Annotated in this window: 22 protein-coding genes and 1 rRNA gene; 8 read left to right on the top strand and 15 right to left on the bottom strand. The window is 55.0% G+C overall.

Going from position 1 to position 22,584, the window contains the following annotated elements; genetic code table 11:
• Positions 1-22: 22 nt before the first annotated feature.
• The 10 genes from recO to rseD form a co-directional block, all read right to left on the bottom strand.
• Positions 23-730, bottom strand: a complete 708-nt coding sequence (gene recO / locus UTO39_RS13715; protein WP_061097368.1) for a DNA repair protein RecO — start codon at positions 728-730, stop codon at positions 23-25.
• A 15-nt stretch (positions 731-745) separates the two neighbouring features.
• Complete coding sequence (gene era / locus UTO39_RS13710) at positions 746-1,651, bottom strand: GTPase Era (protein ID WP_025757643.1); 906 nt, start codon at positions 1,649-1,651, stop codon at positions 746-748.
• Positions 1,648-2,328 (bottom strand): ribonuclease III, encoded by a 681-nt coding sequence (gene rnc, locus UTO39_RS13705; RefSeq protein ID WP_003860711.1) that lies wholly within the window; start codon positions 2,326-2,328, stop codon positions 1,648-1,650. The genes era and rnc overlap by 4 nt, the downstream gene beginning before the upstream one ends.
• Before the next feature lie 222 nt (positions 2,329-2,550).
• Complete coding sequence (gene lepB, locus UTO39_RS13700; protein ID WP_061097367.1) at positions 2,551-3,525, bottom strand: signal peptidase I; 975 nt, start codon at positions 3,523-3,525, stop codon at positions 2,551-2,553.
• Positions 3,526-3,541: 16 nt separating this feature from the next.
• Positions 3,542-5,341, bottom strand: a complete 1,800-nt coding sequence (gene lepA, locus UTO39_RS13695) for a translation elongation factor 4 (RefSeq protein WP_061097366.1) — start codon at positions 5,339-5,341, stop codon at positions 3,542-3,544.
• Between the two features lie 185 nt (positions 5,342-5,526).
• Complete coding sequence (gene rseC, locus UTO39_RS13690; protein ID WP_151414122.1) at positions 5,527-6,003, bottom strand: SoxR-reducing system protein RseC; 477 nt, start codon at positions 6,001-6,003, stop codon at positions 5,527-5,529.
• A complete protein-coding gene (gene rseB / locus UTO39_RS13685; RefSeq protein WP_061097364.1) occupies positions 6,000-6,953 on the bottom strand; it encodes a sigma-E factor regulatory protein RseB in 954 nt (317 codons plus the stop codon). The genes rseC and rseB overlap by 4 nt, the downstream gene beginning before the upstream one ends.
• On the bottom strand, positions 6,953-7,603 hold the full coding sequence (gene rseA, locus UTO39_RS13680) for an anti-sigma-E factor RseA (RefSeq protein ID WP_061097363.1): 651 nt from the start codon (positions 7,601-7,603) through the stop codon (positions 6,953-6,955). The genes rseB and rseA overlap by 1 nt, the downstream gene beginning before the upstream one ends.
• 31 nt (positions 7,604-7,634) lie before the next feature.
• Positions 7,635-8,210, bottom strand: coding sequence for an RNA polymerase sigma factor RpoE (gene rpoE / locus UTO39_RS13675; RefSeq protein WP_028014102.1), 576 nt, complete (start codon positions 8,208-8,210; stop codon positions 7,635-7,637).
• Positions 8,207-8,290, bottom strand: a complete 84-nt coding sequence (gene rseD, locus UTO39_RS22345) for a rpoE leader peptide RseD (protein ID WP_231940818.1) — start codon at positions 8,288-8,290, stop codon at positions 8,207-8,209. Before rseD ends, rpoE begins: the two co-directional genes overlap by 4 nt.
• Before the next feature lie 343 nt (positions 8,291-8,633).
• Between rseD and nadB the strand changes: the two genes are divergently transcribed.
• Positions 8,634-10,253: an L-aspartate oxidase gene (gene nadB / locus UTO39_RS13670; protein WP_320727386.1), complete on the top strand. Its 1,620-nt coding sequence runs from the start codon at positions 8,634-8,636 to the stop codon at positions 10,251-10,253.
• On the opposite strand, the gene UTO39_RS13665 is transcribed toward nadB, so the two are convergent.
• Positions 10,238-10,975: a tRNA(1)(Val) (adenine(37)-N(6))-methyltransferase TrmN gene (locus UTO39_RS13665; protein ID WP_151414123.1), complete on the bottom strand. Its 738-nt coding sequence runs from the start codon at positions 10,973-10,975 to the stop codon at positions 10,238-10,240. The two genes, nadB and UTO39_RS13665, sit on opposite strands and share 16 nt — an antisense overlap.
• A gap of 132 nt (positions 10,976-11,107) precedes the next feature.
• Here UTO39_RS13665 and srmB point away from each other — a divergent pair, with 132 nt between their 5' ends.
• A complete protein-coding gene (gene srmB, locus UTO39_RS13660; protein WP_041908660.1) occupies positions 11,108-12,436 on the top strand; it encodes an ATP-dependent RNA helicase SrmB in 1,329 nt (442 codons plus the stop codon).
• Positions 12,437-12,489: 53 nt separating this feature from the next.
• On the opposite strand, the gene grcA is transcribed toward srmB, so the two are convergent.
• Positions 12,490-12,873, bottom strand: coding sequence for an autonomous glycyl radical cofactor GrcA (gene grcA, locus UTO39_RS13655; protein ID WP_061097359.1), 384 nt, complete (start codon positions 12,871-12,873; stop codon positions 12,490-12,492).
• A 314-nt stretch (positions 12,874-13,187) separates the two neighbouring features.
• On the opposite strand from grcA, the gene ung reads away from it, so the two are divergent.
• Positions 13,188-13,877 (top strand): uracil-DNA glycosylase, encoded by a 690-nt coding sequence (ung, locus tag UTO39_RS13650; RefSeq protein ID WP_023333064.1) that lies wholly within the window; start codon positions 13,188-13,190, stop codon positions 13,875-13,877.
• Positions 13,878-13,916: 39 nt separating this feature from the next.
• On the opposite strand, the gene UTO39_RS13645 is transcribed toward ung, so the two are convergent.
• The gene (locus tag UTO39_RS13645) at positions 13,917-15,047 is read right to left on the bottom strand and encodes a tRNA/rRNA methyltransferase (RefSeq protein WP_253543051.1); all 1,131 of its coding nucleotides are present in this window, start codon (positions 15,045-15,047) and stop codon (positions 13,917-13,919) included.
• A gap of 204 nt (positions 15,048-15,251) precedes the next feature.
• Here UTO39_RS13645 and trxC point away from each other — a divergent pair, with 204 nt between their 5' ends.
• The 5 genes from trxC (at position 15,252) to UTO39_RS13615 (ending at position 20,973) form a co-directional block, all read left to right on the top strand.
• Positions 15,252-15,671: a thioredoxin TrxC gene (gene trxC / locus UTO39_RS13640; RefSeq protein WP_061097357.1), complete on the top strand. Its 420-nt coding sequence runs from the start codon at positions 15,252-15,254 to the stop codon at positions 15,669-15,671.
• Positions 15,672-15,740: 69 nt separating this feature from the next.
• The gene (gene tapT, locus UTO39_RS13635; protein ID WP_045260163.1) at positions 15,741-16,439 is read left to right on the top strand and encodes a tRNA-uridine aminocarboxypropyltransferase; all 699 of its coding nucleotides are present in this window, start codon (positions 15,741-15,743) and stop codon (positions 16,437-16,439) included.
• Positions 16,440-16,474: 35 nt separating this feature from the next.
• Entirely contained in the window at positions 16,475-19,138 is a 2,664-nt protein-coding gene (gene pat / locus UTO39_RS13630) for a GNAT family N-acetyltransferase (protein WP_320727385.1), read from the top strand.
• A gap of 110 nt (positions 19,139-19,248) precedes the next feature.
• Positions 19,249-20,604: a CDP-diacylglycerol--serine O-phosphatidyltransferase gene (gene pssA, locus UTO39_RS13620; protein WP_023331103.1), complete on the top strand. Its 1,356-nt coding sequence runs from the start codon at positions 19,249-19,251 to the stop codon at positions 20,602-20,604.
• Between the two features lie 45 nt (positions 20,605-20,649).
• Complete coding sequence (locus UTO39_RS13615) at positions 20,650-20,973, top strand: YfiM family lipoprotein (protein WP_320727384.1); 324 nt, start codon at positions 20,650-20,652, stop codon at positions 20,971-20,973.
• Here the strand turns inward: UTO39_RS13615 and UTO39_RS13610 are convergent.
• A complete protein-coding gene (locus UTO39_RS13610) occupies positions 20,970-22,265 on the bottom strand; it encodes an MFS transporter (RefSeq protein WP_061097353.1) in 1,296 nt (431 codons plus the stop codon). The genes UTO39_RS13615 and UTO39_RS13610 overlap by 4 nt on opposite strands.
• A gap of 210 nt (positions 22,266-22,475) precedes the next feature.
• Positions 22,476-22,584: ribosomal RNA gene (gene rrf / locus UTO39_RS13605) — 5S ribosomal RNA — on the bottom strand; the annotation flags it as partial.

Here is a 22,584-nt window from a genome sequence, read left to right as displayed (position 1 = left end):
GGCTGGGGTGAGGGGTAAAACGTTAACGTTTCGGCATAAATTGCCTGAATAATTCGCGGCTCTTTAAGGGCTTGCCGCCAAGATACGGCTTGAGGGCAATCCGGGTAAAGCGTTTTGCCGCACGCAGGGTGTCCCGATCGGGAAACTCGCGCTCATACAGCGCCCGAAGCTGGCGACCGGTAAAGGTGCTGTTGTCTATCACGACGCTGGCGATAAACCCTTTTTCTTCCCGGTAGCGGTAGGTCATCGCGTCTTCAACCTCGTCCCCGCTGCCCGCGCAGTGCAGAAAATCCACGCCGTACCCCAGGTGCCCCAGCAGCGCCAGTTCGAAACGACGCAGGGCGGGTTCGGGCGTGCCGGTTGCACCCGCCAGGGCCTGGATACAGTGCAGATAATCGAAGAAAAGTTCAGAGAAGCGAGTCTCATGTTCAAGAACCCGTGAGATGAGCTCGTTGACGTACAGACCGCTGTAGAGGGTAATACCAGAAAGAGGAAGCGCCAGAGAGACGGCTTCAGCGCTGCGCAGGGTTTTGACTTCCCCTCGCCCGCCAAAGCGAACCAGCAGCGGGGTAAAAGGCTGTAAGGCACCTTTGAGATTAGAACGTTTGGAACGTGCGCCTTTCGCAACAAGGCGCACGCGACCGGACTCTTCCGTGAAGACGTCCAGCATCAGGCTGGTTTCGCTCCAGGGACGACTATGGAGAACGAAGGCGCGCTGCCAACCTTCCATTATCGTCGTCTTGAATTACTGGTCTTCGCCGTAACCGAGGCTGCGCAGAGCACGCTCATCATCGGCCCAGCCAGACTTCACCTTCACCCAAAGCTCCAGGTGAACCGGCGCTTCGAACATCTCCTGCATGTCCTTACGGGCTTCGATACCGATGGTTTTGATCTTGGCGCCTTTGTTGCCGATCACCATCTTCTTCTGCCCTTCACGCTCAACGAGGATCAGGCCGTTGATGTCGTAGCCACCGCGCTCGTTGCTCTGGAAACGCTCAATTTCCACCGTCACGGAGTACGGCAGTTCAGCGCCCAGGAAACGCATCAGCTTTTCACGGATGATTTCAGACGCCATAAAGCGCTGAGAGCGATCGGTGATGTAGTCTTCCGGGAAGTGGTGAATCGCTTCCGGCAGATGCTTGCGCACGATCCCCGCGATGGTATCGACGTTCAGGCCGGTCTCAGCAGACAGCGGAACGATATCCAGGAAGTTCATCTGGCTACCCAGCCACTGCAGGTGCGGCAGCAGGTCAGCTTTTTCCTGCACGTTGTCAACTTTGTTGACCGCGAGGATGACCGGGGTTTTACCGTCACGCAGCTTGTTCAGCACCATCTCGTCGTCCGGCGTCCAGCGGGTGCCTTCCACAACGAAAATCACCAGCTCTACGTCGCCGATGGAGCTGCTCGCCGCCTTGTTCATCAGACGGTTAATGGCACGCTTCTCTTCCATGTGCAGGCCCGGGGTATCGACGTAGATCGCCTGATACGCGCCTTCAGTATGGATGCCGACGATGCGGTGACGCGTGGTCTGCGCCTTACGCGAGGTGATGGAAATCTTCTGCCCAAGCAGATTATTCAATAGCGTGGATTTGCCGACGTTCGGACGTCCGACGATGGCAATAAATCCGCAATAGGTTTTGTCGATGCTCATTCCAGCTCCAGCATTTTCAACGCCTGTTCGGCGGCAGCCTGTTCAGCCTTACGGCGGCTTGAACCTGTGCCCACCACCGGTTCACTCAGGCCACTGACCTGGCAATGGATGGTAAATTCCTGATCGTGCGCTTCGCCACGAACCTGCACCACCAGATAGGATGGCAGCGGCAGATGACGACCCTGCAAATATTCCTGCAGGCGCGTTTTCGGATCTTTTTGTTTATCGCCCGGGCTGATTTCGTCCAGACGGGTCTGATACCAGTTAAGGATCAGCTTTTCTACGGTCTGGATATCGCTGTCCAAGAACACGCCACCAATTAATGCTTCGACCGTATCGGCAAGAATAGATTCACGACGGAAGCCGCCGCTTTTCAGTTCACCCGGCCCAAGACGCAGACATTCGCCCAGTTCAAATTCGCGCGCGATTTCCGCAAGGGTATTACCCCGAACCAGCGTGGCGCGCATGCGGCTCATATCACCTTCGTCCACGCGCGGGAAACGATGATAAAGCGCATTCGCAATCACGAAACTTAAAATAGAGTCACCCAGAAACTCGAGACGCTCATTATGTTTGCTGCTGGCACTGCGGTGGGTTAATGCCTGTTGCAACAACTCCTGATGATGAAAAGTGTAGCCCAGCTTCCGTTGAAGCCGATTAATTACGATGGGGTTCATGCGATACCAATAAATGAATGCGTCAAAAATGCAGCACACGAAACCGACCTGAGAAAACCAACGCGGTTTCGTGTGCCGTGGCACCCTTGCAGGGCCAACCTTAAACTTCGGGGGAATATTCTATACACAACGACAGGGGATGTCGTTAGTTCAAAGAGATTTATCGAGGAAATAATTCACGTAGCCGCGAAATAACGCGGCTACGTGTTCTTTTCCTGAGAATTAGTGGATTCCGCCAATACGATTCAGGCGTACGCCGGTCGGCCATTCGCCTTCCTGCTTCTCAAAACTCATCCAGATCGCGGTTGCTTTACCCACCAGATTCGCTTCCGGCACAAAGCCCCAGTAACGGCTGTCCGCGGAGTTATCGCGGTTATCACCCATCATGAAGTAGTGTCCCGGCGGTACGATCCAGCTGGCCAGCTGCTGACCCGGCTGTTTGTAATACATCCCCACTTGATCCTGCGCGATTGGCACGGTCAGGATGCGGTGCGTCACGTCGCCCAGCGTCTCTTTACGCTCGACCAGGCGGATACCGTTCTCTTTGGTTTCACCTTTCGGCAACTGGAAGAACCCGCTGGTCGCCTCACCGCCGTTACGACGGGCGAAGGTCTGCACAAAATCGCTTGGCTCAACGTTTGAGTAGGTGATTGGCAGCGCGTTTTCACACGCGGTACCGGAGCTGCATCCGGGCTGAACGGTGACTTCCTTCGCAACCGGATCGTAGGTCACTTTATCACCCGGCAGGCCTACCGCACGCTTGATGTAGTCCAGACGCGGATCTTCCGGATATTTAAATACCACGATGTCGCCACGTTTCGGATGACCGGTTTCGATCAGCGTTTTCTGGTAGATAGGATCTTTAATGCCGTAGGCAAACTTCTCCACCAGAATAAAATCCCCAATCAGCAGCGTTGGCATCATGGAACCTGATGGGATCTGGAACGGCTCGTAAATAAACGAACGTACCACCAGCACAATCGCCAGCACCGGGAATACCGACGCGCCCGTCTCCAGCCAGCCCGGTTTCGGGCCAACTTTCTTCAGGGTTTTCGCGTCCAGCTGGTCGCCAGTAGCTGCCTGCGCGGCAGCCTGACGTTCACGGCGTTTTGGGGCGAAGATAAACTTATCCAGACACCACAGCAGGCCTGTCACCAGCGTAGCGATGACCAGGATCAAGGCAAACATGTTCGCCATGCCAACTCCTTAAAGGTTATTTGCCGTCTTTACCGACATGAAGAATGGCAAGGAATGCTTCCTGCGGCAGCTCAACGTTACCGACCTGCTTCATACGCTTCTTACCTTCTTTCTGCTTCTGCAGCAGCTTTTTCTTACGGCTGACGTCACCGCCGTAGCACTTCGCCAGAACGTTTTTACGCAGCTGTTTCACCGTAGAACGCGCGATGATGTGGTTGCCAATCGCTGCCTGAATCGCAATGTCGAACTGCTGACGCGGGATCAGATCTTTCATCTTCTCAACCAGCTCGCGACCACGGTACGGCGCATTGTCGTTGTGGGTGATCAGCGCCAGCGCATCCACACGCTCGCCGTTGATCAGCACGTCCACACGGACCATGTTGGAGGCCTGGAAACGCTTGAAGTTGTAATCCAGTGACGCATAGCCACGGGAGGTAGACTTCAGACGGTCGAAGAAGTCGAGTACCACTTCCGCCATCGGGATTTCATAGGTCAGCGCCACCTGGTTACCGTGGTAAACCATGTTGGTCTGCACGCCACGCTTCTCAATACAGAGCGTGATGACGTTGCCCAGGAACTCCTGCGGCAGCAGCATATGACACTCTGCGATAGGCTCGCGCAGCTCGTGAATGTTGTTCAGCGGCGGCAGCTTGGACGGGCTGTCGACGTAGATCACTTCTTTCGAAGTGGTTTCCACTTCGTAGACTACGGTCGGTGCGGTGGTGATCAGATCCAGATCGTATTCACGCTCCAGACGCTCCTGAATGATCTCCATGTGCAGCAGGCCGAGGAAGCCGCAGCGGAAGCCGAAGCCCAGCGCCGTTGAACTTTCTGGCTCGTAGAACAGGGAGGCGTCGTTCAGGCTCAGCTTGCCAAGCGCATCGCGGAAGTTTTCGTAGTCGTCAGAGCTGACCGGGAACAGACCCGCGTAAACCTGCGGTTTCACCTTTTTGAAGCCTGGCAGCGCTTTGTCTGCCGGGTTACGCGCACCGGTAAGGGTATCGCCCACTGGCGCGCCGAGGATGTCTTTAATCGCACAGACCAGCCAGCCTACCTCGCCGCATTTCAGCTCGGTACGGTCAACCTGTTTTGGCGTGAAGATACCCAGACGGTCTGCGTTGTAGACCTGTCCGGTACTCATAACCTTGATTTTGTCGCCTTTACGCATGGTGCCGTTTTTAATACGCACCAGAGAGACCACGCCCAGGTAGTTATCGAACCATGAGTCGATGATCAGCGCCTGAAGCGGGGCATCCGGGTCACCTTCCGGTGGTGGAATGTCACGCACCAGACGTTCCAGCACATCTGGAACACCCACACCGGTTTTCGCGGAGCAGCGCACGGCGTCGGTCGCGTCAATGCCGACAATGTCTTCAATCTCTTCCGCCACGCGCTCAGGATCGGCAGCTGGCAGATCGATTTTGTTCAGAACCGGCACAACCTCGAGATCCATCTCCATCGCGGTGTAGCAGTTCGCCAGGGTCTGGGCTTCAACGCCCTGCCCGGCATCGACAACCAGCAGCGCGCCTTCACAGGCCGCCAGCGAGCGTGAAACTTCATAGGAGAAGTCAACGTGGCCTGGGGTGTCGATAAAGTTCAGTTGATAGGTTTCGCCATCAGAAGCTTTATAGTCGAGCGTCACGCTCTGCGCTTTGATGGTGATACCGCGTTCGCGTTCCAGGTCCATGGAGTCCAGTACCTGGGCTGCCATTTCACGATCAGACAGGCCACCGCAAATCTGGATAATACGGTCAGACAGCGTCGACTTACCGTGGTCAATGTGAGCAATGATCGAAAAGTTACGTATGTTCTTCATATAGTTAAATAATTATGCCTTACGAATTCCTGGAGGCCGCTGTTCTTAGCCTGACGTTTTTCAGTGCGAAAACGCAGCATTCTACACTACATACCCGCAACCTGGAAATGCACTTAGAGCCAAGCATAGCGCGAAGAAATGGCGTTTTCTTTTTTGAGATGTAAATAATGATAAAGCCCGGTGGATCACCGGGCCTCAGAAGAGAGCGTCTCGACGCGAAGTTGGTCAGGCGCGAGCGCAACGCTCAGAATAACGGGCTGCCACTCTTCGCGCGCGGCGAGCTTCGGTGAGATGCCTTTGGCAAGCCAAAATCCCCCTACGCCACCCAAAGCAGCACCGCACATGGCGGCCACGTCGGTACCAAACAGCATCTGGAAAAGGCCGCCCATGGCAAACAGCCCCACCAGCGGGGAGAGGTAGACCAGCATCGCGGAACTCAGCAGACTGCCTTCCGTAATGCCCAGCTCGACCTTCTGACCCGCCACCAGCGGCTGTTCGCTCGGCACGGAGATCGTATGCGATGTCTGTGGCCCTAACTTATTCAGCACGCGACTGCCACAACCGGCTCGGGATGCGCAGCTATTGCATGAGGCTTTAACATCACAGCTGACCAGCGCAATGCCGTTCTGCCAGGAGACAACGGTCGCCCACTCTTTAATCATTGTGCGGCCCTGAATTTAATGCTGTCTGAAATGCGCTTCGCCGTCTGCGGAGGTAATTCCCCCACAATCGTGATCTCTGCGTTATCGCGTACCGTGGTGCTGACCGTACGACGTCCGGTACGAAGCATTTGTTCAGCGCTATTTGCCGTTGCGCGGTTGATATTCACCGAGAAGCTGAACAAGCCATCGGAATAGAGGCGTGATTCAACCGGCGTATCAATGGTGGGCAGCTGACGACGGCTGCTGGACACTTCGCTAAAGCCTTGCGGTATCCAGGAAGGCACCCAGTTGAAATTAGCGGAGTCCCCTGCTGGAACAGAAAGCAGCGGCGGCAGGCTGGCCTTCGCCAGATTCTGCATACTGTTGCCAACCTGATTGTTCACGCTGAAGGAGATAACGCGGAACTGTTCAAGCGTCTCGCCGTCGCGGTCAAGCAGATCCACGCGCATCGGCAGCTTGGTTTCCGCATCAATCCAGACGATATAGCTGTAGCGCGTGCCATCGCGCGCAACCACGCGGATCACTTCACACAGCCTGTCTGCAATACGGGTACGCCCTACCGAAATAAAATCATAGTAAGGGGCAAGCCGCTTGAAGTCGGTATAGATAAGCGACGGCAAAGAATCAACGATATAGTCGCCATTCAGCGTGAAAGGCTCCAGACCGGGCTCGAAATAGCTGATTTCGTTGCCACGCTGGACAACTTCCCGACGCGGGCCATCCATCTGTAAAAGCTGGGCGAGTGGCTGGTTATCAAGACGGGCATGGCGATAGCGTAACGACTCGACGCCCTGCTTATTGATGCTGATAAATGCCAACTCGTAATTGAGTGACTGGCTGGCCAGATTCATTTGCTGCAACAACGCCCCGGATGAAACATCAGCCGAGGCGTTAGCAGAGAAGAACAGGCTAGCCGCCATCAGAGACATGGCGAACCAAAGTTGCTTCATTACTGCGATTGCGTTCCTAAAGTTTGGTTTCCGGGCACCTGTACAGCAGCTTGCTGGGTTTGGGCCTGCTCAAACTGAAGCTGTTCAGAGTGCAGACGACGCTGCAACTCGTAATCCTGCAACATCGCATTAATGCGACGGCGCTGCTCCTGAACCTGCTGTTGCTGACCGCCGCTGGCGGAGGCATCAGCCGGTACGCCCAGACTTACCGGGCTGGCTTTGCCCATCATCGGCAGTGTGTTAAACACTGGCGCTTCTGGCTGCTGATTAGTTTCAGACTGAGTATTATAGTGCTGGACGCCAACAATAACTGCAAGCGATACGCATGCAGCCACCCCCATTTGGGTGAGCTGGCTGGCCCACGGACGCACCTTATGCCAGAACGGCATTTTCTGCCACTGGTGCGGTGCGGGTTGAGCTTCAGGAATCAGCGGAGTGGTCTGATGAACAGGCTCATTCTCGATGGCCGCCATCACGCGGGCTGAGATATCGAAATGGAGAACCTCTCCGGTATCACCGCGCAGCGTGTCACGGATGAGATGGTAACTCTCCCAGGTCTCTTGCATTTCGGGAGAATGAGACAGCTCGTTGAGCAGCTCACTATCCAGCGTCTCACCATCCATTAAAGCGGAAAGTTTTTCTTTCTGCATGCCTAATACCTTTTCCAGTATCCCGCTATCGTCAACGCCTGATAAGCGGTTGAACTTTATTATCAATAGCTTCTCGCGCACGGAAAATTCGTGAACGTACCGTGCCGACCGGACAATCCATGATAGCGGCTATCTCTTCATAGCTCAGACCATCAAGCTCCCGTAACGTAATTGCCATGCGTAAATCTTCCGGGAGCGACTCGATCGTGCGAAAAACAATTTGTCTCAGTTCTTCTGACAACATTAAGTTCTCAGGGTTCGAAATTTCTTTCAGCGCACCGCCACTTTCGAAGTTTTCGGCGTCGATAGCGTCTACATCACTGGACGGCGGACGACGGCCCTGAGCAACCAGATAATTCTTTGCCGTATTGACAGCAATACGGTACAGCCAGGTATAAAAAGCACTATCTCCCCGGAAAGATTCCAGCGCGCGATAGGCCTTAATAAAAGACTCTTGCACCACATCAGGTACATCACCTGACGGTACATAGCGGGAAACCAGACTCGCCACCTTATGCTGGTAGCGCACCACCAGTAAGTTAAAGGCTTTCTGATCTCCCTTCTGGACCCGTTCAACCAGGACCTGGTCCGTTAACTGCTCGCTCATCCGAGGTAATGTCTCCCCAAACCTAAATTCCACGCGTTATCGAAACGCCACTCTATAACTACCGCACTTTGAGCAAGCACCAGGTTAGAGTGTCCGATCTTCAATAAGTTCCGTAACGCCTTTGTTTTTGTTCATCGCGCCGCAGACCATTCATTTTCTCTCATTATAAGTCTGTTCACGATACGCACCACTTTCTGACAAGAAACATCTTTTTCCCGCCAGAAGAGTAACGCAACACAGGCTTTATTTCACCACAAAATCTGACGCTAACGATCTGCTTCGCAAAATAATTTCATTCATTTACCCTTCGTTTACCCCTGCGTGTGCGTTTAGCCATTGCAACTCTCATTAAAAAAAACGTGCGATATCTCGCATTCAGGTGCTATTCTGCCCCAACACTGTTTAGTAAATTAAACAACAATCATGAACACAACACCTGAACTTCATTGTGATGTACTGATCATCGGCAGCGGCGCTGCCGGTCTCTCTCTGGCGCTGCGTCTGGCCGAACATCAGAACGTCATCGTTCTGAGCAAAGGCCCGATAAGCGAAGGCTCCACATTTTATGCTCAGGGCGGTATTGCCGCGGTATTTGACGAGACCGACAGCATTGCGTCACATGTTGAAGATACGCTGATTGCCGGGGCCGGGATCGTGGATGCGCACGCCGCAGAGTTTGTCGCCAGCAATGCCCGCCATTGCGTTCAGTGGCTTATCGATCAGGGTGTTTTATTCGATACTCAGGTTCAGCCCAACGGTGAAGAGAGCTACCACTTAACGCGTGAAGGCGGCCATAGCCACCGCCGCATCCTCCACGCCGCGGATGCTACCGGAAAAGAAGTGGAAACCACGCTGGTCAGCAAAGCGCTGAACCATCCTAACATCCGGGTCCTTGAGCGGAGCAACGCGGTTGACCTGATCATTTCCGACAAGATAGGCCTGCCCGGCACGCGTCGCGTGGTGGGGGCGTGGGTCTGGAACCGTAATAAAGAGAAGGTGGAAACCTGTCAGGCGAAGGCTGTGGTACTGGCTACGGGTGGCGCCTCTAAGGTGTATCAATATACCACGAATCCGGATATCGCTTCCGGAGACGGTATCGCCATGGCCTGGCGCGCCGGCTGCCGCGTGGCGAATCTCGAATTTAATCAGTTTCACCCCACCGCCCTGTTCCACCCTCAGGCGCGCAATTTCCTGTTGACGGAAGCCCTGCGCGGCGAAGGCGCTTATCTGAAGCGCCCTGACGGTACCCGCTTTATGCCGGACTTTGACGCCCGGGGTGAACTGGCGCCGCGCGATATCGTTGCCCGCGCCATCGACCACGAAATGAAGCGCCTTGGCGTGGACTGCATGTATCTCGATATCAGCCATAAGCCCGCAGAATTCATTCGCCAGCACTTCCCGATGATTTACGAAAAGCTGCTCAATCTTGGCATTGATTTAACACGCGATCCGGTGCCAATTGTGCCTGCGGCCCACTATACCTGCGGTGGCGTGATGGTTGACAATCACGGACGCACTGACGTAGACGGTCTGTATGCTATTGGTGAGGTGAGTTATACCGGGCTACACGGCGCGAACCGTATGGCGTCTAACTCGCTGCTTGAGTGCCTGGTGTACGGCTGGTCAGCGGCGGAAGACATCGCGAAGCGCATGCCTTACGCCCGTGAAACAGAGCGTTTACCGGCCTGGGATGAGAGCCGCGTGGAGAACCCGGACGAGCTGGTAGTGATCCAGCACAACTGGCACGAGCTACGGCTGTTTATGTGGGACTACGTTGGGATTGTGCGCACCACGAAACGTCTGGAACGCGCGTTGCGCCGCATTACGATGCTGCAGCAGGAAATTGATGAATATTATGCCCATTTCCGCGTCTCCAATAATCTGCTGGAGCTGCGCAATCTGGTGCAGGTTGCCGAGCTGATTGTTCGCTGCGCGATGATGCGTAAAGAGAGCCGCGGTTTGCACTACACACTCGACTACCCGGATCAGCTTGCCGAGTCCGGCCCGTCGATACTCGCCCCACAGGTTTACATAAACAAATAAAACGCCTGGGTCAGAGCGGTGTAATCTTCGGAATAACGCTGGTCTGGCCCACGGATCACCATGCGGTCATTAAAACACTCCCCCTCTTTTGGCGAGAGCGCCAGCAGTACGCGGTGCGGCAGTCGTCCTTCCGTATCAGAGATGTCAGTTCGCAAACGTAACGTCCAGCCGATCTCCTGCGCGGTAGCGATAAACGTATTGCCCGTACTTTCTGGCAGCACCACGCAGAAAAAGCCCTCTTCTGAGATAAGTTCAGCCGCGTTGACGAGCAGTGCTTTGTGATCGAGTGAACCGGTATAGCGCGCCTGTTCACGCTCCGGTGAACCGCACTCCACGCCGGGCTCGTAGTAAGGGGGGTTGCTGACGATCAGATCGTAACGCGCCGTTTGCTCAGGCGCCCAGGCCAGCACGTCCGCGCACTGAACGCTTATCCGGTCAGCCCAGGGGGACTCGGCCGCGTTTTCACCCGCCTGCCCTGCGGCCTGCGCATCCAGCTCCACGGCATCAATAGTGACATGCTCTTCAGTACGCTGCGCCAGCATCAAGGCCACCAGCCCGCTGCCGGTACCGATATCAAGAATACGCTTTACACCTGCGACAGGTGCCCATGCTCCCAGTAAAATGCCGTCTGTGCCGACTTTCATAGCACAGCGATCGTGAGCGACAAAAAATTGTTTAAACGTAAAACCATCGCGGCGCAGCTGCGCTTTGAGTTGAGACATGTCAGGACAACCTTCTAAGTGAAACTGGAGTAGCATAGGGGAAAGCGAAGTGGCCGCAAAGCGATATCCATACAAACAGATGAAGATTACAGCCGTAACGTCTATAATCAGCGCCCCACACAGAGGTAGAACATGACTGTAACGACTTTTTCCGAACTTGAACTCGATGAAAGCCTGCTCAATGCTCTTGAGAGCAAAGGCTTTACACGCCCGACCGCCATTCAGGCAGCGGCCATTCCGCCTGCGCTTGAGGGCCGCGATGTGCTCGGTTCTGCGCCAACCGGCACGGGGAAGACAGCAGCCTATTTGCTGCCTGTGTTGCAGCACCTGCTCGACTTTCCACGTAAAAAATCTGGCCCGCCGCGTATTTTGATCCTGACGCCTACGCGCGAGCTGGCCATGCAGGTTGCCGATCACGCGCGTGAACTCGCGGCGAATACGCATCTGGATATCGCCACCATTACCGGCGGCGTTGCGTATATGAACCACGCCGAAGTGTTCAGCGAAAACCAGGACATCGTCGTCGCGACGACGGGCCGCCTGCTGCAGTATATTAAAGAAGAAAACTTCGACTGCCGCGCGGTAGAAACGCTGATCCTTGACGAAGCGGACCGCATGCTGGACATGGGCTTTGCTCAGGATATCGAGCATATTGCAGGTGAAACGCGCTGGCGTAACCAGACGATGCTGTTCTCTGCCACCCTTGAAGGGGATGCGATTAAAGACTTCGCAGAGCGCCTGCTGGAAGATCCGGTGGAAGTCTCTGCGACGCCATCCACGCGAGAGCGTAAGAAGATCCACCAGTGGTATTACCGTGCGGATAACCTTGAGCACAAGGTTGAACTGCTCAAACACCTGCTGAAGCAGGAAGACGCCACTCGCACCATCGTGTTTGTGCGTAAGCGCGAGCGCGTGCACGAGCTGGCTGAAATGCTGCGTAACGCCGGGATCAACAACTGCTATCTTGAAGGTGAGATGGCGCAGATCAAGCGTACCGAAGGCATTAAGCGCCTGACGGATGGCCGCGTTAACGTGCTGGTTGCAACAGACGTTGCCGCACGTGGGATCGACATCCCTGACGTGAGCCATGTCATTAACTTCGATATGCCGCGCAGCGGCGATACCTATCTGCACCGCATCGGCCGTACCGGTCGCGCGGGCCGCAAAGGGATTGCGATTTCACTGGTTGAAGCGCATGACTACCTGCTGCTGCAGAAAATTGGCCGCTATGTTGACGAGCCGCTGAAAGCGCGCGTTATTGATGGCTTGCGCCCAACCACACGTGCGCCGAGCGAAAAAATGACGGGTAAACCGTCCAAGAAAGCGCTCGCGAAACGTGCTGAGAGAAAAGAGAAAGAAAAAGAGAAGCCGCGGGTGAAGCAGCGCCACCGCGATACCAAAAACATTGGTAAGCGTCGTAAGCCAAGCGCTGCAGCGCAGGAAACGAAGACTGAAGAGTAAGAAAAAGCCGGGGAAATCCCCGGCTTTTTTATTCACCCCCCGTAGCTGAAGCCTTACAGGCTTTCAGTAAAGGTACGGGCGATAACGTCGCGCTGCTGTTCTGGAGTCAGTGAGTTAAAGCGAACCGCATAACCAGACACGCGGATTGTCAGCTGTGGGTATTTTTCCGGGTGCTCAACGGCATCCATCAGCGTTTCGCGGCGCAGCACGTTAACGTTCAGGTGCTGACCCCCTTCAACGCGCACTTCCGGCTGCACTTCCATTGGGATTTCACGGTATTCGATTTCGCCCAGTTTGTTCACCGGCACGACTTCATCTTCAGCAAAACCCGCTTTCGCGACTACACAGCGCGCTTCATTTTTCTCGCTGTCCAGCAGCCAGAAAGAGTTGAGCAGATCGTCATTTGCCGCTTTGGTAATCTGGATACCTGTAATCATGTGTTGCCTCCCTTAGGCTACATTAACTGATGCTGGCCTTACGCGGCCAATTGGTAAAACCATTGTTTCTTGTGTGTATATATATCATTCACACCACGGCGATTTATTGATTTAAATCAACAAAAACACCAACCACATAAAGAGTGTGGTTTGAATTTATTGCTTTAGATCAATTTAACGACTCTATCAATTCAACTTAACCTGCATCATTTCAAACTAAATTTAACTACTTAGCACGCATTTCAGCGCGTAATTTTGCTCGCAAGAGTTAAACAGGTAAGCTAGTGACAGATTGAGATTCGCAGGAGAGCGACATGACGACACCTTTAACCTGGCATGACGTGCTGGCAGAAGAAAAGCAGCAGCCTTATTTTATCAATACGCTCAGCACCGTTGCTGCTGAGCGTCAGTCCGGGCAGACGATTTATCCGCCGCAAAAAGATGTGTTCAACGCGTTTCGCTATACCGAGCTGAGCGATGTGAAAGTCGTCATTCTGGGCCAGGATCCCTATCACGGCCCTGGGCAGGCGCACGGGCTGGCGTTTTCCGTACGTCCAGGCGTGGCTATCCCCCCTTCTCTGCTCAACATGTATAAAGAGCTGGAAGGAACCGTGCCCGGGTTTACCCGCCCCAACCACGGTTATCTGGAAAGCTGGGCGCGCCAGGGCGTGCTGTTACTGAACACGGTGCTCACCGTACGGGCGGGACAGGCGCACTCGCACGCCAGCCTTGGGTGGGAAACCTTTACCGATAAAGTTATCAGCCTGATTAACGAGCATCGTGAAGGGGTTGTGTTTTTACTCTGGGGTTCTCACGCGCAGAAGAAAGGGGCGATTATCGATCGTCAGCGCCATCACGTGTTGAAGGCACCGCACCCGTCACCGCTGTCTGCCCATCGCGGTTTCTTTGGCAGTAATCATTTTGTTCTGGCAAATGAATGGCTGGAAAAACGTGGCGAAACGCCAATTGACTGGATGCCTGTGTTACCGGCAGAGAGCGAGTAGGGTTTGAATGTGCCGGGTCAGGCCCGGCACATAAGAGGCTTATGCCTTATTCTGACGCCACCACTCGGCCAGCAGCACGCCGGTCGCAACGGATACGTTCAGACTTTCCACATTGCCCGTTCCGTCGATAGAGACGCTCAGATCCGCACTGGAGAGCGCCGCATCAGACAGACCATCGCGTTCCTGACCCAGCACCAGCACCATCTTGCGCGGCAGCGTCGCTTTAAACAGCGGCGTACCGGCGTGGCTGGATGTGGTCACGATGGAATAGCCCGCTTTGCGGAACTGCTCGAGGGCATCCAGAACGCTGTCGCCGGTGATCGGCTGTACGTGCTCGGCTCCGCCTTCCGCAGTACGGATCGCGGCACCGGACTCCAGCAGCGCGGCATCCTGCAGCAGCACGCCCTTCACGCCAAAATGCGCGCAGCTGCGCATCATTGCGCCCAGGTTGTGCGGGTTGCCCACGTCTTCCAGCGCCAGCACGCAGTCATCGGCATCCGCCTGGCTGACCCACTGCTGAACGGTCGTGCCGTTACGTTTTTTGATCAGGAAGCAGACGCCGCCGTGGTGCTCGGTACCGGACGCTTTTGTCAGTTCAGCATCATCAACCACGTGGTAGGCTTTGCGGTTCGCCGCCATCCAGCGCAGCGCTTCTTTGAAGCGCGGGGTCACGCTCTGGATAAACCAGGCGCGGACGATACACTCAGGACGGCTCTGGAACAGCGCCTGGCAGGCGTTCTCGCCATATACGCGGGTCTCTTCCGCCCGCTGACGACGCAGCACTTCCGGGTCGATAAAGCTTTTACCGCTGATGCCGCCGTGATCGGCTTTTTCCGGTGTCTCATCGCCAGGGGCGCGAGAAACGGTGCGCCACGGGGAGGCGTTATCACGTGAGAAGTCATCACGCGGACGCTCGTCGCGTGGGCGGTCATTACGTGGGCGGTCGGAACGCGGACGATCGTCGCGTTTACGATCGTCACGTTTGCGGTCATCACCGCGGTTATTTCTGTCATCGCGGGCGGGGCGACGGCCACCGTCTGCACGAGAGGACGCCGGACGCCCGCCCCCTTTTCCGGTACGCGGATTTTGGGTGCGTTTATCAGAGTCATCATCACTGCGGACATACATCACTTTGACCTTGCCGCTTTTATTTTTCATTTCGTCGTTCATGCTTTTCTCCACCAGCGCTGCGCGAAGCGCGCAGATTACCCGATGTGCCAGCGCATAGCCATAATTTCGTACAAAAGCCTGTGACTATTGTTCTCATTGAATAAAACGCATTGTTGTTTCAAACAGGCTCATTGATAATATGTAACATATTAGAAACATTATCGGCGTTCTGCCGCTGTCCCACGGCTCTATCAGAGGTTAGTTATGAATACCGTATGTGCCAACTGTCAGGCTCTTAATCGCATTCCGGACGATCGGATTGAAGATGGTGCGAAATGCGGACGTTGTGGCCATGAATTGTTTGATGGCGATGTCATTAACGCGACGGGTGCTACGCTGGACAAACTCCTCAAGGACGATCTCCCGGTGGTGGTCGATTTCTGGGCGCCATGGTGCGGTCCGTGCCGCAGCTTTGCGCCGATCTTCGAAGATGTTGCCGAAGAGCGCAGCGGAAAAATGCGGTTCGTTAAGGTCAATACTGAAGCCGAACGCGAGCTGAGCGCACGTTTTCGTATTCGCAGTATCCCGACCATCATGATTTTCAAAAATGGTGAAGTGATCGATATGCTCAACGGTGCGGTTCCAAAAGCCCCCTTCGATAGCTGGTTAAACGAATCGCTGTAACATTCCCGGGGCACACCTTGTGCCCCGTTCCCGCCTCTGCGAAAATAGGGTTTTTCCTCCATTTCGCCCATGACTGATAACGCCGTCCTTAAATTACGCGCCGAACGCCTTGCGCGCGCGACTCGCCCCTTTCTTGCTCGTGGCAACCGCATACGTCGCTGTCAGCGCTGCCTGCTGCCGCTGAAGGTTTGTCTGTGCGAAACGCTGGCCCCAAGTACGGCGGAGAGCCGCTTTTGTCTGGTGATGTTCGATACCGAGCCGATGAAGCCCAGCAATACGGGGCGTCTTATTGCCGATATTCTGCCGGATACCGCCGCGTTTCAGTGGTCGCGCACTGAGCCACCTCAGGCTCTGCTCGACCTGGTGGCAAGCCCGGACTACCAGCCGATGGTGGTTTTCCCGGCATCTTATGCGGGAGAACAGCGTCAGGTTCTGACTGCGCCGCCATCAGGAAAACCGCCGCTGTTTATTATGCTGGACGGTACCTGGACCGAAGCGCGGAAAATGTTTCGCAAAAGCCCTTACCTCGACGCCCTGCCGGTTATTTCTGTCGATCTTTCCCGCGTCTCGGCCTACCGCCTGCGCGAAGCGCATGCTGACGGGCAATACTGCACTGCCGAAGTAGCCATCGCGCTGCTGGATTTAGCAGGAGATACCGCTGCAGCAGGCGCCCTGGGCAACCATTTCTCATGCTTCCGGGAGCGCTATCTGGCGGGAAAAACCGTTCATAAGGGCAGCATCACAGCAACGGAGACAGAAAGCGTTTAAAATCATCAGGTCGCTTGCATTCACAGGAGGCCTGCATGAGCCAGAGAGGGTTAGAAGCGCTACTCCGTCCTAAATCCATCGCCGTCATCGGCGCATCAATGAAACCGGATCGTGCAGGCTATCTGATGATGCGCAATCTGCTGGCCGGAGGATTTAACGGTCCCGTTATGCCCGTCACGCCGGCTTATAAGGCCGTTCAGGGCGTGCTGGCCTGGCCGGACGTGGAGAGCCTGCCTTTCGTACCGGATCTCGCCGTTCTGTGTACAAACGCCAAACGCAATCCGGAACTGCTGGAGTCACTCGGCAAGAAAGGTTGTAAAACCTGCATTATTCTCTCGTCTCCGCCTGAACAGCAGCCCGAACTGCTGGCCTGCGCCAGCCGCTTTCAAATGCGCATTCTTGGGCCGAACAGCCTGGGTCTGCTCGCGCCCTGGCAGGGGCTGAACGCCAGCTTCTCCCCGGTGCCGATCCGTAAAGGCAAGCTGGCGTTTATCTCGCAGTCGGCTGCGGTATCGAACACCATCCTCGACTGGGCGCAGCAGCGTGAAATGGGATTCTCCTACTTCATAGCCCTGGGCGACAGCCTGGATATCGACGTTGACGAGCTGCTGGATTTCCTTGCGCGAGACAGTAAAACCAGCGCAATCCTCCTTTATCTTGAACACCTGAGCGACGCCCGTCGTTTTGTTTCCGCTTCGCGTAGCGCATCGCGCAATAAACCGATCCTCGTTATCAAAAGCGGTCGCAGCCCTGCGGCTCAGCGTCTGCTGCAGTCTCATTCCGGCATGGACCCCGCCTGGGATGCTGCAATTCAGCGCGCGGGGTTGCTGCGGGTGCAGGATACACACGAGCTTTTTTCCGCCGTTGAGACGCTAAGCCATATGCGTCCGCTGCGCGGCGAGAAGTTGATGATTGTCAGCAATGGCGCGGCCCCCGCCGCGCTGGCGCTGGACGAGCTTTGGCTACGTAACGGCAAGCTGGCCACGCTGGTTGAAGAGACGCTGCAACGCCTCAGAGAGGCGCTTCCGGCAAGCGTGACGCCCGGCAATCCCCTAGATTTGCGCGATGATGCCAGCAACGATCGCTATATCAGGGCAATCTCCATTTTGCTGGACAGCCAGGATTTCGATGCGCTGATGATTATCCACTCCCCCAGCGCGGTCGCGCCGGGCAGTGAAAGCGCGCGGGCGCTGATTGAGGCAGTACGGAACCATCCGCGCGGCAAATACGTCACCCTGCTGACCAACTGGTGCGGTGAGTTTTCCTCTCAGGAGGCGCGACGCTTGTTCAGTGAAGCCGGACTGCCAACCTACCGCACGCCGGAAGGCACCATCACGGCATTTATGCATATGGTGGAATATCGGCGCAATCAGAAGCAGTTACGCGAGACCCCGGCGTTGCCCGGTAACCTGACGGCGAATACCGTCGACGTTCACCGACTATTACAGCAGGCTATCGAAGAAGGTGCGACCTCGCTTGATACGCATGAAGTGCAGCCCATACTGGGCAGCTACGGGATGCAAACTCTGCCGACCTGGATCGCCAGCGACAGCGCTGAGGCCGTACATATAGCCGAACAGATTGGCTACCCGGTCGCCCTTAAGCTGCGTTCCCCCGATATCCCGCATAAGTCGGACGTTCAGGGAGTCATGTTGTACCTGCGCACGGCCACGGAGGTGCAGCAGGCAGCCGATGCCATTTTCGATCGCGTCAAAATGGCCTGGCCGCAGGCACGTATCCACGGGCTGCTGGTGCAGAGCATGGCTAACCGCGCGGGAGCTCAGGAACTGCGGGTGGTGGTTGAACACGATCCCGTCTTCGGTCCGCTCATTATGCTGGGAGAAGGCGGCGTTGAGTGGCGTCCGGAGGAGCAGGCCGCGGTGGCGCTACCGCCGCTGAACATGAATCTGGCGCGCTATCTGATCATTCAGGCGATTAAAAGCAAAAAGATCCGTGGCCGCAGCGCCCTGCGTCCGCTCGATATAGCCGGGCTGAGTCAGTTCCTGGTGCAGGTGTCTAACCTGATTGTCGATTGTGCGGAGATCCAGCGGCTGGATATCCATCCGCTGCTCGCCTCCGGCACTGAGTTTACGGCGCTGGACGTGACGCTGGATATCGCCCGATTCGAAGGGGACAGAGAGAGCCGACTGGCGATCCGTCCGTATCCTCTGCAGCTGGAGGAGTGGGTTGAGATGAAGAATGGGGAACGCGCCCTGTTCCGCCCTATCCTGCCGGAAGATGAACCGCAGCTGCGTACCTTCATCTCTCAGGTTACGAAAGAAGATCTCTATTACCGCTACTTTAGCGAAATCAACGAATTTACCCACGATGATTTAGCCAATATGACCCAGATCGACTACGATCGAGAGATGGCGTTTGTCGCCGTTCGGCGCTCTGATAAAGGCGATGAGATCCTGGGCGTGACGCGCGCAATTTCTGACCCGGATAACGTCGACGCGGAATTTGCTGTGCTGGTGCGCTCCGATCTTAAAGGCCTGGGTCTGGGCAGACGACTGCTGGAAAAACTCATCAGTTATACGCGAGATCACGGATTGTTACGTCTGAATGGCATTACTATGCCGAACAATCGCGGTATGGTGACCCTGGCGCGAAAACTCGGATTTGACGTTGATATTCAGCTGGACGAAGGTATTGTCGCCCTATCCCTCGGCCTGACATCAGCAGACAAACCCGAGTAAGCTACTGGAAATGTTACCCACTTTGGACAGGACTGGTGGTATCATTGTCCGCTTATGTTGTTTGCATGGGACAGACAACCCTTCAATGAACAGAGAAGAAACGCACTGTGATGTTGTCAAAATTTAAGCGTAATAAACATCAACAACACCTTGCTCAACTACCGAAGATTTCTCAGTCAGTTGATGATGTAGAGTTCTTTTACGCTCCCGCTCATTTTCGGGAGACGCTTCTGGAAAAGATTGCCAGTGCCACGCGACGCATTTGCATTGTGGCCCTGTATCTTGAACAAGATGAAGGCGGGCGCGCGATCCTGAACGCGCTCTATGAAGCCAAGCGTCAGCGTCCAGAACTGGATGTTCGCGTGCTGGTTGACTGGCATCGCGCCCAGCGTGGCCGTATTGGCGCGGCCGCTTCAAATACCAATGCAGACTGGTATTGCCGCACGGCGCAGGAAAATCCTGGCGTCGATGTGCCTGTTTATGGCGTACCGGTGAATACCCGCGAAGCGCTCGGCGTCCTCCATTTTAAAGGATTCATCATTGATGACAGCGTTCTGTACAGCGGCGCCAGTCTTAATGACGTTTACCTTCATCAGCTCGATAAATATCGCTACGATCGTTACCATCTGATCCGTAATCCGCAGATGGCCGATATCATGTTTAACTGGGTTGATAAAAACCTGGTACACGGCCGTGGCGTTAATCGCCTTGACGATCCTGAGCGTCCTAAGAGTCCGGAGATCAAAAATGATGTTCGCGCCTTCCGCCAGGAGCTGCGCGATGCGGTCTATCATTTTCAGGGTGATGCAAACAACGAAGAGTTATCCGTTACCCCGCTGGTTGGGCTCGGCAAATCAAGCCTGCTGAATAAAACGATCTTCCATCTGATGCCGTGCGCGGAACAAAAGCTCACCATCTGCACGCCGTACTTTAACCTTCCTGCCGTACTGGTGCGTAATATCATTCAGCTGCTGCGCGATGGTAAAAAAGTGGAAATTATCGTCGGGGATAAAACGGCGAACGACTTCTTCATTCCTGAAGATCAGCCGTTCAAAATCATCGGTGCGCTGCCTTACCTTTACGAAATTAACCTGCGCCGCTTCCTGAGCCGTTTGCAGTATTACGTAAATACTGACCAGCTGGTTGTGCGTCTGTGGAAAGATGAAGACAACAGTTATCATCTGAAAGGCATGTGGGTCGACGATGAGTGGATGCTGCTGACCGGTAACAACCTGAACCCGCGCGCGTGGCGACTGGATCTGGAAAACGCGATCCTGATCCACGACCCGCAGCATGAGTTAGCCGCACAGCGTGAGCGTGAACTGGAGTTAATTCGCACGCATACCACGGTGGTTAATCATTACCGCGAGCTGCAGAGCATTGCCGATTATCCGGTGAAAGTCCGCAAGCTGATTCGCCGCTTGCGTCGTATCCGTATTGACCGACTTATCAGCCGAATTCTGTAATGTCCAGGCCCTGTTATCCGCAGGGCTTTTTTATGGAGCCCTATAATGCGCATCCTCCTGTTACTGAGCGTCCTCTTTCTGAGTGGCTGCAGTCATATGGCCAACGATAGCTGGTCCGGTCAGGACAAAGCACAACACTTCCTCGCTTCCGCTATGCTGTCTGCAGCCGGTAATGAGTACGCGCAGCATCAGGGATACAGCCGGGACCGTGGCGCGGCGATAGGGTTGATGTTCTCAGTGGGCCTTGGGGCATCAAAAGAACTATGGGATAGCCGCCCCTCAGGGAGCGGCTGGAGCTGGAAAGATTTCGCCTGGGATGTCGCCGGCGCAACGACCGGCTATGCCGTGTGGCAGATGGCGCATTATTAAAGACGAATGCCTTTCCCTTTGCGATGCAGCATCAGGGAGACAACAAAGGCCAGCGCCCCCATTACCGTCACGTACCAGAAGAATGTCGTTTCACTTCCCCATGATTTAAGCGACAGCGCAACGTACTCCGCCGATCCGCCAAACAACGCGTTGGCTACCGCATAAGAAAGACCAACCCCCAGCGCACGAACCTGCGCGGGGAACATTTCGGCTTTCAGTATCCCGCTGATAGAGGTATAGAAACTAACAATCACCATCGCCAGCATGACCAGCGCAAATGCGGCATAAGGCGATGATACGTGCTGGAGCGCAGACAAAATAGGCACGGTACACAACGCCGACAGCCCGCCAAAAATCAGCATCGACGTACGTCGGCCAATTTTATCCGAAAGCGCACCGATGATCGGTTGGATGAGCATAAAGACAAAAAGCGCCACGGTCATTACAACGCTGGCGACGTTTGCGTGCATCCCGGTGGTGTTCACCAGGTACTTCTGCATATAGGTGGTGAACGTGTAAAAACTGAGAGAACCGCCCGCAGTAAAGCCCAGCACCATCAGGAAAGCCTTGCGGTTACGCCATAACCCTTTAAAGGTTCCCGCCTCCTTCAGCGTTCTGACCTCTTTCTGCGAGGTTTCATCCAGCTGACGACGTAGCCAAAGTGCGACAACTGCCAGCACGGCACCCATCGCGAAAGGAATTCGCCATCCCCAGGCGTGGAGTTGTTCGTCAGTCAGGATCTGCTGCAGGATCACCACGACGAGAATCGCCAGCAGTTGACCACCAATAAGCGTGACGTACTGGAATGAGGCGTAAAAGCCTTTACGGCCTTCCAGCGCAATTTCACTCATATAGGTCGCACTGGTGCCGTATTCACCGCCCACCGATAACCCCTGGAATAGGCGGGCCAGCAAAAGCAGCGCAGGAGCCCAGGTACCAATCGATTCATACCCCGGCAAGCAGGCGATCACCAGAGAACCAAAGCACATCATACATACGGAGATCAGCATGGAGGCCTTACGCCCGCGGCGATCAGCAATGCGGCCAAACAGCCAGCCACCGATGGGTCGCATTAAGAATCCTGCCGCAAATACTCCTGCTGTTTGTAGAAGCTGCGTCGTGGTGTTGCCGGAGGGGAAGAAAATATGTGCGAAGTAGAGTGAACAGAATGAGTAGACGTAAAAATCGAACCATTCTACCAGGTTCCCTGAAGAGGCGCTGACGATTGCCCATACCCTTCTTCGGGTATCGCTGTTAGCCAGCGTCCCGTTTGATGCAATGCTTTCTGTCATTGTGATTATGCTCCTGCCATAAACAGCGGCGTATTGAGCCAGCAGACTCAATTACCTCGTAAATGAAATGTTATAATTTTGTTATAAATAACATTGAGACAGAGATCACACATTCCATTAGCAGGATAAGGGATTAAGAGAAATGCCAGAGAGAAAAAGCACAAAGCAAAAAACCCCGCACCTTTCGGTACGGGGTTCTTCTTAATTAATGCCTGGCAGTTCCCTACTCTCACATGGGGAGACCCCACACTACCATCGGCGCTACGGCGTTTCACTTCTGAGTTCGGCATGGGGTCAGGTGGGACCACCGCGCTAAAGC

Origin of the sequence: Enterobacter sp. 118C5, from assembly GCF_034107645.1 — a bacterium.
In the GTDB taxonomy this organism is placed as follows: Bacteria; Pseudomonadota; Gammaproteobacteria; order Enterobacterales; family Enterobacteriaceae; genus Enterobacter; species Enterobacter nematophilus.
This window is presented reverse-complemented; position numbering and strand designations above follow the sequence as displayed.